This is a genomic window from Photobacterium sp. DA100 (assembly GCF_029223585.1).
In the GTDB taxonomy this organism is placed as follows: domain Bacteria; phylum Pseudomonadota; class Gammaproteobacteria; order Enterobacterales; family Vibrionaceae; genus Photobacterium.
Genome location: NZ_CP119424.1, coordinates 490,468 through 505,775, shown reverse-complemented (window position 1 = coordinate 505,775; position 15,308 = coordinate 490,468). Strand labels below are relative to the sequence as shown.

Sequence of the window (15,308 nt, the reverse complement as noted above, 5' to 3'; positions counted from 1 at the left end):
GTCCTATTTTCAGTGGCACGTGTTGCGAACTAATAATCGAATACGTTTTAAGTTCTTCTGACTTGAAAAAGTTTATTTAACTAGGGAGTTTTATATTACTGACGAAAATCAATAACCTCGAATAAGCAGGTAATTATAGAAAACTTAGTGCCGTGAGTGTGGTGTAAATAAGATGTTAAGTGTTGAGGAGCTGTATGAATATTGATTATATAAATGCCGCGAGAAGCCTAAAGCAGTGTACCCTAGGTTATCGAAAAGAAGACGTTGAGCAAGTAATTGCTCTAGGTGGAATTGAAAATTGGATTGATGAGCAAGCCTTTCTTCCTGCAAGTTCATGGCGCGAGCTCTACAAGGAATCAGCAGCGGCAGATACTTGGAATGGTGTTTACGCTTATGTCTCAAGCTGGGATGCCCTGAACATGGAAGGGAAAGACCTATTAAGACAGCGCATAGCCTATGTGCTATCGCAATTGTTTGTTGTAAGTACAAACGATCTTGCTCTAACGCCCCATAGTCGACGTGAATACATGTGCAATTACTATGATGGCCTGTTAACCAATGGGCTTGGTAACTTTGCAGATGTGATCCGTTTTGTTTCCACATCACCAATTATGGGCGAATATCTAACGTTCGTGGATAACGTATCAAATGAGAGCACTGCTCCTGATGAAAACTATGCTCGAGAGCTGCTACAACTATTTACACTTGGTACTACCCAATTAGCTTGGGATGGTAGCGTCAAGTATGATGAAAACGGTAATGAAAGACCTGCTTATACTCAAGAAGATATCGAAGAATTAGCACGTGTATTCACTGGCTGGGAATGGCATGATCGCACAACTCCAATTAAATACTCTGCACCTATGGTCCCGACTGGTGAACATGATATGGGGTCAAAAGTTATTCTGGGTAAAACGTTTCCTGCAGGTCAAACAGCGGAACAAGACCTTGAAATGCTAATAGACAGATTAATGAGTCGTGAGCAGCTTTATACTTTTGTCGCCAAGTTTTTTATCACTAAGATGGTAACCAGTAATCCGAGCCCTCACTACATTCGACGTGTACGCAATGCATTTAGTGAGTCTCGTGGTGATTTACTGGTATTAGCTAAAGCCATCTTAACTGATAAGGATGCATTAAGAACGGATGATAAGTGTGTAAAGGTGAGAGATCCTATTATTGTCTTTACCCATGCAATGAAAGCTTTTGGCCTTAGACGCACAAATGAAAATAAGGTTTGGCCAGCGATAGCAGCATACAGCCGTTTAATGCCAATGGGTGCGCCTTCTGTTTTTTATCACTATAAACCAGATGATAAGCCGAATAATGAGCTATTCAAAAATTTAGTAGCACCTGAGTTTAACGTATATCAGTGGCACAACCTTTATGAACACGGCAGTTTATTTGGCTCATATATGCGACTTCAAAGCGAAGAGAGAGAGCAGTATATAGACCCAATCTTATTTGAGCTATATAACAATTTTGATGATGAAGGGGTGGTGAATTATCTCAATGAGAATCTATTTGATTTCCAAATGAGTGACTATGCGAAACAGTCTTATTTTGATTTTCTAAGTCAATGTACTAGAAGACATGAAGGACGAACTCAAGACATAAAAGCACTCATTATGAACTCACTCATTTCTCCAGAATTCACTATTCAGAGGTAATTAAAAATGAAACTTACTCGTCGTCGTTTTTTACAAATGGGCGCAGCGGGCACCGGTGTCGCCGCTCTAAATTTATCTGCTTTTCCTGCTCTAGCAAGTAATCTAGCATCTTGTGATGGTGGCTATAAAGCTATCGTTGGTATTGATCTTGCCGGCGGTAATGATGGATACAATATGCTTGTTCCGACAGAAAGCTCTGCTTACACTCAATATCAAACTTTGCGAGATTACCTTGCTATTGACAAGAGCAGCACAATTCCACTGAATAGCGAGAGCAACCCAACTGAATTAGCTATGCACCCAGCAATGGAGGCACTGGAACCATACTGGAAAGATGGCCAATTAGCAGCCATTCTTAATGTTGGCACACTTACAGAGAAAGTAACGGCATCAAATTACAGTGACTTAACTCGCCCTTCACACTTGTTTAGTCATAGCCATCAGTCTCAAATGATCCAGTCGCATTGTACACAACAGCTATCTAAAGAAGGTTTTGGGGCACTTGCAGCTATCGTCCTTGGGGCTTCTGAGATCAATGCGCCTATGTATGATATGGGTGGGTTACAGATTTGGACTAACTGCTTGCAGGCACAATCTAATTCTGTTGGTTCAAGCCTACCAAAAGATATGTTTAACAATGATATATCAAGAGACTTGTATCAAAAATTACAGAATAGCCAAGCCTATAGCAGTCCTTTTGAAAGGCACTATACAAATTTAGCTCAAAATGCATTAGAAGATTACGATCTCTATAAAGGCATTTTTGAAACAAATACAGGCACATCGTTCCCAGACACTAAGATTGGTGAACAGTTAGAAGCCGTATTTAAAATGATACTAAATCGTGAGCAATTCCAACAGCCAGCTCAATATTTTAGTTGTAAAATTGGTGGCTTTGATACCCATAATAACCAAGCTGAAACGCAAGAAAGACTTTTAGGTGAAGTAGCACAAGCCATGGCTGCCTTCCAGAATGCTCTAAATGTACATGGGTTATCACATCACGTGACTACATTTACTCATTCCGACTTTGGACGCACATTAATCCCTAATGGCACAAAGGGAACGGATCATGGATGGGCAAGCCACTCATTGATTATGGGCGGTGATGTAATTGGCAAAAAATTCTATGGTGAATATCCTGACTTATCACCACAAAGCCCTTACTTGATTTCACGAGCCCGTGTAATCCCAACACTATCAACAGATCAGGTACACGCATCACTACTAGCATGGTTAGGTCTAAGTAACACCGCTATCAACACATTGTTTCCTGCGCTAAATCCCAATTCGGGTAGTGGTATTACTCCAGCCACACTGCCACTCTTTCGGAGCTGTTTGAACCAATAAACGGCTACTTCCTAAGCCGTATACTATGAGTACTGGTTTAGAAAATCAAAGCTTCGCGAGTTTCTTGCCCATCTGGCTATATGCCCAAATTACTGATTAGCGATTGGCTGTAAATCAGCGCAGCCATCGTAGCTAAAAGAAAGTGCTAAAATTGGATCACGTAGGTTTCATACCTTTCGATAATCATCATTAAGTATGCACTACAGATGGGGGAGTTCGTAATTAACCACAACTAGTTGAGGTAAAACAAGTATGGGTGGTATCAGTATTTGGCAATTACTAATTATTGCATTAATCATTGTTCTATTGTTCGGAACCAATAAGTTGCGTACTTTTGGGGGGGACTTAGGTTCCGCCGTAAAGGGCTTCAAAAATACGATCAACGATGAAGGTTCTTCCACCGAAAAAGATAATGAATTTGTTGATAAAGACTAGGTGCAAAAGAAACTTGCGGAGCAGTTTGATGGGCCTGCCAAGAAGAGTCATCAAAATAAAGAGTAGGTTTGATACGTGTTTGATATCAGTTTTTGGGAATTGATACAGATCTCCTTGGTAGGACTGATTGTAGTGGGCCCTGAGCGCCTACCAATCGTGATACGGACATTATCCCGTTGGCTTGATGCTGTTCGTAAGACGGCGCTTTCGCTTAATAACCAGCTAAATCAGGAACCAAAACTTCTGGAACATCAGATAAACTCGAAATATCCAAACTATATGGGAGGGAAAAAACTCATATCAGAACATAGTGACAGAATGCAAGATCTGAAAAGAACAACGTCCGAAGTTCAGCTTCCTTGCGTTGGGAATAAATACGAGCAGCATGCAGCGACAACCGATAAGAAATAGAGTTAAGAGAAGTTTTCATGTCTAACATTGAAAATATGCAGCCATACACTAAATTAGTACCTGACCTGCCAGTTACCCACTTTTCAACATGATGTCTGTAAGATTATATCTAGGCCAAATCCTTTTCTTTTTCATTTAGCGCAAAAGCCAAACAAGGGATTGACTTTAAATTTTTGATGCAACATGCACTATACAAATAAGGTAACGATCTCATCACACTGAAATTGTTCCTAAATTAATTAACTATTAGTGGTGATTTTCATGAAAAAAAAGTTTGAATCAAAGATAGCAAAATTAACCTTGCTATCTTTCATAGTGGGTATTCCTCTGCGCAGCTATGCGGTTATCCCAGAAAAATATGTCCAAAAATACATTCATGTAGACAGGGCCAAATCTAATGCGGGCTTTGTGTGGACGAAAGAGCCAACTGTTATTGTTGATAACCTCGCTGGTTATCAGCAAGATCTATCAACCCCACTGTCAGAATATGGCGGGTTCTTAAGTACCCAGTACGAAGCGACTGGTTTTTTCCGTGTGGAAGAAATTAATGGCCGCTGGTGGATGATTGACCCTAATGGACATTTAACTTTTATGTCTAGTGTGGTGGCATTAAGACCAGGCCCATTCGATGAGTTCTCCCCTTTTAGAGACTTTGACCACTGGGCTGAAACACAATTCCCTTATCTAAAATCCATTGGTATTTACACTGGGGGTGGCCCGGTTACACCTGAGCAGATGGTTAGGACTGAGCACAAGATGAACTATACCCCAGTAAGAAATGCCCTTACTGAGTTTACTGATTATCTTGGTTTTCCGCGTCCAAAAGATCTGAAAATCCTACCTGTTTTTCATGAAGATCATGCCGATTTTATTGACAATGATCTACGTGAATACTTATCAAAATATAATGGCGACCCGCGCTTCTTAGGCTTGTATGTCGATATTGAAATGCCTTTTGATGTGGAAGTGTTAAAGCTAAGCCTTGAAGAGTCAAAAACTCACTTTAACTATTTGTATGCCGTAAATTGGGTGCAAGAGTTTCGCGGTAATTCAGATCCTGTAACAATAGACAACATCACTGAATTAGAGAAAGAAGAGTTTTTTAGGCATTACGTTGATAGTTACTACGCACCTGTTAGTGCTGCGATGAAAAAATACGCACCAAATCACTTATATTTAGGCTCTCGCGTATTCCAAACCGACCTATTAACCAATAAAGTTTTTGTTGAAACTTATGCGCAACATGCGGATGTTCTATCTGTTAACCGCTTTGGCTATTGGAGTGAGCCGACTGAAATCATGGACAATATGATTAAGTGGGGCGGTAAGCCATGGCTTGTTTCTGCATTCTATGCCAAAGGTACTTCTTTTGAATACCATGACAACATAGAAGGTGCAGGTTTAGTTACCAATACTCAAAAAGATCGTGGCCATTATTACCAAAATGCGACATTAACTTGGATGCAAAGTAAAGGTAATGTTGGCTGGACGTGGTTTGAATACCAAGATAACAACCATATTGACAACCCTAAAAATGAAAGCGTTTCAAACAAAGGGATGTTCGATATGTGGCATCGCCCATACGAGGAATTGACTTCATCAATTAAACAAGTCAATCGCCAATATCTGAACTTGGTTGAGTACTTTGATGATGCCAAATACGCTAACACAACAAAAGATACGGTATTTGCAAGCTTCAAGGCTGACAAAACAAATATTGAGCCTGATGATAGCATCAAGTTCTCTAATCGCAGTCAGGGTCATAACCTTGATTATGAATGGAGCTTCCCTGGTGGCTCACCAAGCACTAGCACAGGTAAATCACCGAGTGTAACTTATGCTTCAGAGGGTGTATATGATGTTACATTGAAGGTAAGCAACGATGTAGAAAGCGATCAAGAAACTTGGCAAGGTAAGATTATCGTTGAAAGTGCGGATAAACCACCTACGATTAAAATCTATGAGCCAACTGATAACATCCAATTCTATCAAGGTCATATATTTACGGTAAAATCACAAACTAATGACAATGGTGGGAAAATTGATTTCGTTGAGTTTTATATCAACGGAGATTTTGTAAGCAAAAGACGCAATCCTCCTTACAATTTGAACAATTGGGAAGTTTCAGCAACAGGTGAACATACCATAGTTGCAAAAGCGGTTGATGTTAATGGTGATGTAATTCCTTCAAATCCAGTGACATACATAGGTATTTCATCTGATCTAGAAGCTGATTTTTCCGCCATCAGGCAGGAAATCAGATTAGGCGAATCAGTAAACTTTGCTAATGAAAGTTCACATAACGCTAATCGTTGGGAATGGGTGTTTGAAGGTGGTACACCTGCAACCAGTACATCAAAATCCCCCACTGTCACTTACAATACACCTGGTGAGCACTCGGTGAAGTTAACCGCATTTTCTGACAATGATTCAGATACGGTAATAAAAAATAGCTTCATTAAAGTAAGTAATAGTGAAAATGAATTACCCGTGGTTAATATCACCTCTCCTTCAGATGGAGCTAAATATCCTATAGGTAGTAAAATAACTATCGAAGCTGATGCAACGGATACTGATGGTGAAATTGAAAGTGTTACGTTTTTCGTTAACAACAATAGCATAAAGATTTTGAATCAAGCACCTTACCGATTAACAGACTTTGTTGTCCAAGAAGGTGTAAACAAAATCGATGTCATAGCTATTGATAACGACAATGGTAAGAGTGTTTCATCTATCACTATTATGGGGGTTGAAATGGATAACCTGCCTCCAACCGTTAGCATTGTTGAACCAACAAATGGTGCTGAATTTGAAGAAGGCCATGTTATTGAAAGGATTTTAGCTATTGCTGATGATGAAAATGGAGAAGTTGAAAAGGTTGAGTTCTTTGTCAACGGCAAACGTTTAGCGACGGTGACACAACCTCCGTATCAATACAATAACTACACCGTTGGTCTAGGTAACTTTACTTTATCAGCCGTCGCGACCGATGATAAAGGGGCAACAGCAACGTCAGAGGTAAACATTACAGGTAAACCTGTAGAAGCGAATAAACCACCAACAGTTTGGTTCCATAGACCGACTAATGGAGAACAGTTTGAAACCGGCTCTTTGATCGTTATCAGGGCTTATGCTGAAGATGAAGATGGAGAAATTGAAAGCCTTGAAATGTTCATCAATGGTGAAAGTGTTAAAAAAACTTCACATGGTTCAAATCGAATTCCAGAATGGGAAGTCACCAAAGGCGTGCATACACTCAAAGCAGTAGCAATTGATGATCAAGGCGCAACTAGCAGCGAAACCATTACTATTTACGGTGTGGACTCTGAAGTTCCAATTTTACCAGAAGTTGAAATTGTGGTTCCTTATGATGGTAAAGAATACAGTTTAGGTGACACCATTCCTAAAGTTGATGCTACGGCTCATTCAACTCAAGAAGGTGTAACCATCGCCAACGTTGAGTTCTTTGTAAATGGTGAGAGCGTTAGAGTTGAAAATCACTCACCATATCGTTACTGGAATCATGTTCTGGATAAGGTTGGAGAGCACGAAATCAAAGCAGTTGCGACTGATAGTAAAGGTGCCAAATCAGAATCAATCATTAAAGTGTTCGTAAAAGACACTGAAGTACCTATTGCACCAGAAGTTGAAATTGTGGTCCCTTTTGACGGTAAAGAATACTATTTGGGCGACATCATTCCTAAAGTTGAGGCTACGGCTCAATCAACCCAAGAAGGTGTAATCATTGCCAACGTTGAGTTCTTTGTTAATGGTGAAAGTGTAAGGATTGAAAATCACTCACCTTATCGTTACTGGAATCATGTTCTTGACAAAGTTGGAGAGCAAGAAATCAAAGCGGTTGCGACCGACAGTAATGGTGCAAAATCTGAAACCAAGATTAGTGTCATAGTAAACTAATTAGATCAAATGGTTTAATCTGTATTAGTTCAGACAATAGCTGACACATCTACTTGAAACAAGTGAGAGTTACCCGTTTTGATAAAGGTGTCGAATCTTAAATCAAAACGCAAAAGGTGTAACTCTCATGCTTCAACACCTCTCAACTGCACATATGACCCTGTAAATAATTCTGTGTAACTGTCGGGGTAACTGTATTCAGTGAGTCGGTCTTCAAACATAATCGCAAAGCGGTTTAGTGCTTCTCGCCAGTTTCTAATCGGCATCGTCCATTTCTTGGGTAAGCGCCCATTTCTACCCATATTCAGATAACCATCAAACATCTCTTCTCGCTTCATCTCGCAATTGTTTCACCGTCAACCCATGCTCTGCCAGCCGTCTCTGTAATGTCCTAGCAGACATACTCAAAAATTTAGCAAACCAATCAACAGTAAAAAATGGTAACACAACATAAGTTTGTGATAGACGTTTCACCCTTTGCGACCACTCTAGTTCACTTACGGGTGAAGGAGGAATCGGCTTAAAACCATCATCAAGATCTATCCTAATTGCGCCGAAAGAATGGTCAAAGCTAAACGCTGTTTTAGCAAAACCAATTGGTAAGCCTTTTGTTAAGTGTTCAGAAAAACTCATAAACGCATGATCTGGTACCCAATCTTTACCCATAAATAATCGGCACATTGATAATAAAGCAAAAGACCTAAACCACTCCGCCTGATCAAAGCCAGGAGTAGACGGGTGATAGCCCCCCTATGACACAGATACCAATGACCTTCGATTTGGTCTACCCAAATGACAACGTGACTATTAAGTTCGAGCATCAACTTAATCAGGGTTACGATGGCTTCCCCCAAATCTTGACACTGCTTGAGGCTTTCTTCTAACGAAGTTGATATTTGACCAAGAGTTATTAGCTTTCCGACTTCTATTCCAACTCTTTTATTACTATGGCGCATCATGGCCATGGGGAACGATATTACTTGCTGTGAAAAAAACCACACAGTACGACTGGTTAAATCTTCTGGGATTTGATGCACCTCAGCGAGTTTTTTTATTCAATTCTGTGTTTTCAGAAAAACCGAACAAAAGGGACTAAGGTTATTGGAACTAGTGGTATTAATATTAGTTAACACGGCACTCCTTGGCGCTATATGACCTAAAAATCCATTCTACTATCAAATAATATAGACGCATAACCAAATAGGAGACGAAATAATGAAAACCCAAGCTCTCGCACTTATTATTGGATCTATGCTTTATGGCCAGGTTTCTACTGCCACAGAAGAAAACCCTGTGGCAGCGGCACTCAAAGCGGAAGGCGCTCAAGTCACGCTACCGGTCGAAGCCGCAAAGAACTCTTTTAGCAATCAATTTGTCGATGCTGCTCGTGACGGCTTTAATAACTTCCACTGGCAAATGGGAGGAGATCACTCGCTCTACTACAACATGCACATGAGTGAGTTTATGCCTACAGCAGTGGTATCACCTAGTTATGATTATCAACCTCTCACTAAAAACCTGAAGCCTGAACTCGCAAAACTGACAGTCCATACTGAGACGAAAGGCGAAATGACGATGGAAGACTATTTATCTGCCCCTCAATTTCGTACCCAAGGCTTTATGTTGATTCATAAAGGTGAAATTGTCTATGAATCCTACCCTGGCATGAAACCGACGGATCGTCATATTTGGGCATCCGCAGCGAAAACAACGGTTGGTACAGTAGTCGCAATGCTGGTTGAAGAGGGTAAAGTAGACCCAAACCAAAAAATCACCGAATACTTACCAGAGCTCAAAGGAACAGTTTGGAACGATGTTACGGTTTTAAATGTTCTTAACCATGCTACTGCTCTAGATAATGAAGAAACTGGCGAATCAATCATGAACCCAGATTCTCCCGTTGTGCGCTTCTTCGCCTCAGCCTTTGGCTCTCCTCGTTATTCGACTGGACAAAAAGAGAGCTGGTTAGAGGTCGCACGTGATACACAAAAAATCGAAGGAGACAAGCCCGGCAAACAGTTCCGTTATGCCTCGATGAACACCATTGTCCTCACGCAAATGGTTGAAAATATCGAAGGGACTACATGGGCAAAAGTATTTGAGGATCGCGTTTGGTCAAAAGTGAAAGCTCGCCAGCCTATGCTTATTAACCAAACTCCTGATGGTATGGCAATCGCTGTTGGATTAGTCTCTACGACACTAGAGGACATGGCGCGTTGGGGAACGCTGTTTACCCCAAGCTGGAAAGCCGTTTCTGACCAACCGATCATATCACAAGCAGTCATTGAACGAATCCAAGCCAGTGGTGACCATAACGCTTACGCAGGAACAACCAAAGAAGAAAGCTCTGTGCACGCATTTAACGAAGCAGCACAATACAATTCTTACCAGTTTGACTACATCTTCAAAGATGGCGCGATGGCCAAAAGTGGTAACTTAGGTCAATTTTTATACATCGACCCAAAGCGTGACTTTGTGGGAGTAGTCTACTCGACCAATCCATATCACTCTGGGTTTGGTGAAAACAAGGCACCTGCCCTTATGCGCTCCGCAGCTAAGCAACTCGCTGGAAACTAAGTTTGTTTTGGCGGCCTCTCTCTTATTTTCTCCTTTAGAAGAGGGAGGTAGCCCTCTCCATATCGGATTAAGTCTATGTACCATTCATAGCACTATCGTCAAAGTCAGGTTAAGTAGATATATTTAGTACACACGACTCAGCATTATGGTCGTAGTATATCTCATCTGGTTTAGTCCATACCGAAAGAGGTCACTCACCAATAAATCCAATGTGGTCCCCACCTTGGTCCCTTTGTGGTCCCCAACTGTATCAATTGGCTTTTAGCACAACTGTAATTCTAACCGCCAGACACAGCAAAACACGCCATTAAGCGCTTTATTTTCAAGCAGATAGATTAGTTATTGCGAGATAAGAAACTTGGAGCGGGCAGCGGGAATCGAACCCGCATCATCAGCTTGGAAGGCTGAGGTAATAGCCATTATACGATGCCCGCTTTAAGGTTACTGGCTAGTAGACCAGAGATGTTGCATCGAATTGAGATTCATAATGTCAGAATTCGCCGTGAATGAAAGCAATGATTCCCAAAACCTGACACTCATCACAAAACAAACCACCAAACGCTTAAGATTCAATCACATAGGCTTTAAACCGCTCTGCTCGCAACAGCATTTCCCGCCTAGGATAACTTTCAAGCTATATTACAAGAATTTTTGCTTAATTTATTAATTGCTATGTATTAAAAACACAGAAACATTATCGATATTTATCAAACAACAGCGATATAACGTTATTAATTGCAAACATTCGCCCCCCTTAATCGATATCGACGAATAATGTTTCAACCTTCGTTTTGACATAAATATCCGCTATGCAATAAATGCATTATTGCTAAGTTTTAAGCATTTCACATTAGAAATCAAAAAGAACATTGTGTTGGTGTCTTATCATTAAACAAAGGTACCCACCATGACCGACAATTTTAATAAAACTCGTATTGAAGAAGATCTACTTGGTAAGCGTGAAATTCCGGCTGATGCCTATTATGGTATCCACACGCTTCGTGCGTATGAGAACTTTAATATCTCGTCGACAAAGATTTCTGATGTGCCAGAGTTTGTGCGCGGCATGGTGTTTACTAAGAAAGCAGCCGCTAAGGCCAATATGGAACTTGGGACAATCCCGAGCGATGTTGGCCAGTACATTATCCAAGCCTGTGATCTGATCCTGGACACCGGCAAATGTATGGATCAGTTTATCTCTGATGTTTACCAAGGCGGCGCCGGCACTTCTGTTAACATGAACGCCAATGAAGTGATCGCCAACGTTGCACTTGAGCTTAAAGGCAATGAAAAAGGCGAATACCACATCATCAACCCCAACGATCATGTCAACAAGAGCCAGTCAACCAACTGTGCCTACCCGACTGGTTTCCGTGTTGCTGTCTACAACAGCATCATCAAGATGATCGACTCTATTGAATACCTACGTACCGCTTTCGATGCCAAGAGCGAAGAGTACCACGACACCCTGAAAATGGGCCGTACCCAGCTGCAAGACGCCGTTCCAATGACGGTTGGCCAGGAATTCCACGCCTTCAGCACCTTGCTGAAAGAAGAAGTCAAAAACCTGAAATACGCCGCCGCCCTGTTGCTGGAAGTTAACTTGGGCGCGACAGCTATCGGTACCGGCCTGAACGCTGCCGAAGGCTATCAAGAGTTAGCAGTCAAATACCTTGCTGAAGCCACAGGGCTGGCCTGCGTTCCATCAGAAGACCTGATCGAAGCAACCTCTGACTGTGGTGCCTATGTAACTGTCCACGCTGCATTGAAACGCCTTGCCGTTAAACTGTCAAAAGTTTGTAACGACCTGCGTCTGCTATCTTCTGGTCCTCGTGCTGGCCTCAACGAAATCAACCTACCTGAAATGCAGGCCGGCTCATCGATTATGCCAGCCAAAGTCAACCCAGTGATCCCAGAAGTCGTAAATCAGGTGTGCTTCAAAGTGATCGGCAACGACACCACGGTAACATTTGCCGCCGAAGCCGGTCAGTTGCAGCTGAATGTCATGGAGCCTGTGATTGGCCAAGCTGTTTTTGAGTCGATTGAGCTACTGGGCAATGCCTGTATCAACCTGGCAGATAAGTGCATCAGCGGTATCACTGTCAACAAAGAGGTCTGCGAGCACTTCGTATTTAACTCAATCGGCATTGTGACTTACCTAAACCCGTTCATTGGTCACCACGAAGGCGATATCATCGGTAAAATCTGTGCCGAAACAGGCCGAAGTGTTAAAGATGTCGCCCTTGAGCGTAACTTGCTTGGTGAAGAGCAACTGGACGAAATCTTCTCGGTGAACAACCTGATGCACCCAGAATACAAAGCCAAGCTCTACAACTAAAATTGATATTAAGGGGCTTGATAAAGCCCCTTTTTTATTTTTTATCCGTTAACTGACTTTCTGGCTGTGAAAGCTCAATCAAACTTTGACCAGTCAGTTCTTTTATTGGGCAAATTTTGCTTAATTCATTCCACATAGCCTCACAGGATGAGTGTAATTTGGAATAATAGCGATAGACATACAAATCTAGAGGAACCGGCTCCCTCTGCGGCAGTATTTTTAACTGTCCTGAGGCTAATTCATCTTTGATGGCATAATCAGGTAACCAGCTGATTCCCTTTCCTTGTAAAACCAATGCCTTAATAAAATCAGTCATAGAAGAAGAACAGACGGTATTGTTGGTCAACTTGCTATTGGCGCGATGAAGTGCCCTTCCCATATAACTTTCCGGCGTATAATCGAGGCAAGGAACATCATCCTTATTGGCCAAATCGAACAGTACTTCGCCATTTTCATCGACTGCTGAAACACAGTAAAGATAACTGCGGCCAAGATAAATTGAGCGGTAAGGAGCGACCTGTAATCTGTCTTCATAAAACGAAAACAGGAAGTCACACTTGCCGTCTATCAGTAGCTCTACAGCATCATCAACTTCGTTGGCAACAACGGATAAACGGGTGTTTAGCTGGGGATCGAGTAGGCACGAGTGCAGCTTTGGCAGCAAGCTAATGGATATCGAGTGAGCGGCGCTCAGGCGTACCGTATGCCTACCATCGAAAGAGCTGCCGGCGAGACGGCTGACTTCCTCGTCTATCTGCTGGAGAATCGACAGCGCTGTCGTTTTAAACTGCTTACCGCAGAGGGTGAGCTCGATAGGTGTTTTGCTACGTTCAATTAACACCAAGCCTAACTCGGCCTCCAGCGACTTTATCCTGCGGCTGAATGCGGGTTGGGTAACATTACGGACAGCTGCAGCATGGGAGAAGTTTTTTAACTCAGCAAGAGTAAGAAAGTCTTGCAGCCATTTTGTCTCTATGTTTTTCATTTATTTTACTCAATAAACATCTATCTATGGCAGTCGTCATCCTCTAACAACCCAACGAAAGCAGCGGCTATTAGCAAGATAATGATAGGTCAGTCGCAGAAAGCTGTAAGGATCGATTAGTTATTAACATCTGTCTATTAACTTGATCACAATCCCTGAATTTCTCTTGATGCATTTTAATAACCAAGCCTTTTTTTTCTGCATTTCACAAGCCAACAGAATAATCATACCATCCAGTTGTAACATTAATAACACTGACTCATCTTTTATGTTAACAAATATATTGGATGAGAAGGTTTTAAAATATTCTAATTATTAATTATTTAACTAGTACATTTACAATCCTACATACCATTATATGAACTCTGTATCCTAATAAATAAAAAGGTCAACAAGATGAACTTAATTATTAAGTTATTGTGTGGAATATTCGCCGGTATTCTCATGGGCATGTTTGCCCCTGACGTTATGGTTCAAGCCCTAATTACTGCTAAGTATTTAGTTAGCCAGTTAATTACATTTACCATCCCGCTACTTATCCTCTTCTACGTCACCAGCGGTATTGCCAGCCTACCTAAAAACTCCGGAAAATTGCTGAGCAAAACCGTTGGCTTGGCTTATATATCAACGTTGGGAGCCGGTATCCTAGCCTTCATGGTAGCCAAGAGCCTTTTCCCAACCCTGCTCAGCGGTGCCGGCCAGCTTCCTGAAGCCGAAACCATTTTGTCCCCTTTCTTAGAGCTTCAGATCCCGCCGATCATGAACATCATGACCGCTCTGACAGTCGCCTTCATTTTTGGCTTGGGTATCTCCAACACCGGTGCTGAAAACCTGAAAAAAATCAGTGACCAGGGTCGTGATATCATCGAGCTGTTCCTCAACAAGGTGATGATCCCTGCGCTGCCGTTCTACATTGCCGGTGTATTTGCTGATATGACGGTCAAAGGTACAGTCTTCGCAACCCTACAAACTTTCAGCTTAGTACTGCTTGCGGTCGTCGCTATGCACTGGTTCTGGCTAAGCTTCCAGTTCGTGACCACCGGTGTTGCCCTGCAACGCTCACCGCTTAAAATCCTGCGCACCATGTTACCAGCCTATTTCACCGCTGTTGGTACCATGTCCTCTGCCGCCACAGTACCGGTTACCCTGCAGCAAACCAAGCGCAACGGGGTATCGAACTCTATCGCTAACTTTGTTGTGCCGCTGTGTGCCAATATCCACATGTCTGGCTCGGTGATCAGTATTGCCAGTGTCGCTGTTGCCGTCATTATCATGACCGGTGCCGGCCAAGTTCCTAGCCTGCTAGAAGCCCTGCCGTTCCTTGCCATGCTGGGTATCACGATGGTTGCGGCTCCAGGTGCACCAGGCGGTGCAGTAATGGCATCAGCCGGCCTACTTGGCTCTATGCTCGGTTTCACTGAAGAGATGATTGCCCTGCAAATCGTGCTTCACCTCGCCCAGGACAGCTTCGGTACAGCCTGCAACGTCACCGGTGACGGTGTTATTGCCCTGCTGATTGACAAGGTATCCGACTCGGTCGAAGAAAGCGGAAGCGAACTGGTTCCAGCCGAAGAGATCGCCTAAAGCCATAAACACTTAACCAAAATCAAATAGCAAAAGAGCC

At 42.3% G+C, this 15,308-nt stretch carries 10 protein-coding genes, 1 tRNA gene and 1 pseudogene; 9 read left to right on the top strand and 3 right to left on the bottom strand.

Features of this window, described 5'->3' with window-relative positions; translation table 11 throughout:
• Positions 1 to 194 precede the first annotated feature (194 nt).
• From PTW35_RS19955 to PTW35_RS19935, 5 genes and pseudogenes are all read left to right on the top strand, one after another.
• On the top strand, positions 195 to 1,670 hold the full coding sequence (locus PTW35_RS19955) for a DUF1800 family protein (RefSeq protein ID WP_281028664.1): 1,476 nt from the start codon (positions 195 to 197) through the stop codon (positions 1,668 to 1,670).
• Between the two features lie 6 nt (positions 1,671 to 1,676).
• Positions 1,677 to 3,020, top strand: coding sequence for a DUF1501 domain-containing protein (locus PTW35_RS19950; protein ID WP_281028663.1), 1,344 nt, complete (start codon positions 1,677 to 1,679; stop codon positions 3,018 to 3,020).
• 252 nt (positions 3,021 to 3,272) lie between these two features.
• Positions 3,273 to 3,521, top strand: a pseudogene (gene tatA / locus PTW35_RS19945) (twin-arginine translocase TatA/TatE family subunit).
• Between the two features lie 9 nt (positions 3,522 to 3,530).
• The gene (gene tatB, locus PTW35_RS19940; RefSeq protein ID WP_281028662.1) at positions 3,531 to 3,866 is read left to right on the top strand and encodes a Sec-independent protein translocase protein TatB; all 336 of its coding nucleotides are present in this window, start codon (positions 3,531 to 3,533) and stop codon (positions 3,864 to 3,866) included.
• Between the two features lie 261 nt (positions 3,867 to 4,127).
• Positions 4,128 to 7,784 (top strand): Ig-like domain-containing protein, encoded by a 3,657-nt coding sequence (locus PTW35_RS19935; protein ID WP_281028661.1) that lies wholly within the window; start codon positions 4,128 to 4,130, stop codon positions 7,782 to 7,784.
• 315 nt (positions 7,785 to 8,099) lie between these two features.
• Here the strand turns inward: PTW35_RS19935 and PTW35_RS19930 are convergent, their stop codons facing one another.
• Positions 8,100 to 8,450, bottom strand: coding sequence for a hypothetical protein (locus PTW35_RS19930; protein WP_281028660.1), 351 nt, complete (start codon positions 8,448 to 8,450; stop codon positions 8,100 to 8,102).
• A gap of 86 nt (positions 8,451 to 8,536) precedes the next feature.
• Here PTW35_RS19930 and PTW35_RS19925 point away from each other — a divergent pair, with 86 nt between their 5' ends.
• The gene (locus tag PTW35_RS19925) at positions 8,537 to 8,668 is read left to right on the top strand and encodes a hypothetical protein (RefSeq protein WP_281028659.1); all 132 of its coding nucleotides are present in this window, start codon (positions 8,537 to 8,539) and stop codon (positions 8,666 to 8,668) included.
• Between the two features lie 331 nt (positions 8,669 to 8,999).
• On the top strand, positions 9,000 to 10,361 hold the full coding sequence (locus tag PTW35_RS19920) for a serine hydrolase domain-containing protein (protein ID WP_281028658.1): 1,362 nt from the start codon (positions 9,000 to 9,002) through the stop codon (positions 10,359 to 10,361).
• Positions 10,362 to 10,720: 359 nt separating this feature from the next.
• Here the strand turns inward: PTW35_RS19920 and PTW35_RS19915 are convergent.
• A tRNA-Gly gene (locus PTW35_RS19915) sits at positions 10,721 to 10,795 on the bottom strand.
• Between the two features lie 473 nt (positions 10,796 to 11,268).
• On the opposite strand from PTW35_RS19915, the gene aspA reads away from it, so the two are divergent.
• A complete protein-coding gene (aspA, locus tag PTW35_RS19910) occupies positions 11,269 to 12,699 on the top strand; it encodes an aspartate ammonia-lyase (RefSeq protein ID WP_281028657.1) in 1,431 nt (476 codons plus the stop codon).
• A gap of 34 nt (positions 12,700 to 12,733) precedes the next feature.
• Here aspA and PTW35_RS19905 read toward each other — a convergent pair whose 3' ends face one another.
• Positions 12,734 to 13,684, bottom strand: a complete 951-nt coding sequence (locus PTW35_RS19905; RefSeq protein ID WP_281028656.1) for a LysR substrate-binding domain-containing protein — start codon at positions 13,682 to 13,684, stop codon at positions 12,734 to 12,736.
• A 396-nt stretch (positions 13,685 to 14,080) separates the two neighbouring features.
• On the opposite strand from PTW35_RS19905, the gene PTW35_RS19900 reads away from it, so the two are divergent.
• Positions 14,081 to 15,268: a dicarboxylate/amino acid:cation symporter gene (locus PTW35_RS19900; protein WP_281028655.1), complete on the top strand. Its 1,188-nt coding sequence runs from the start codon at positions 14,081 to 14,083 to the stop codon at positions 15,266 to 15,268.
• The last annotated feature ends 40 nt before the right edge of the window (positions 15,269 to 15,308 follow it).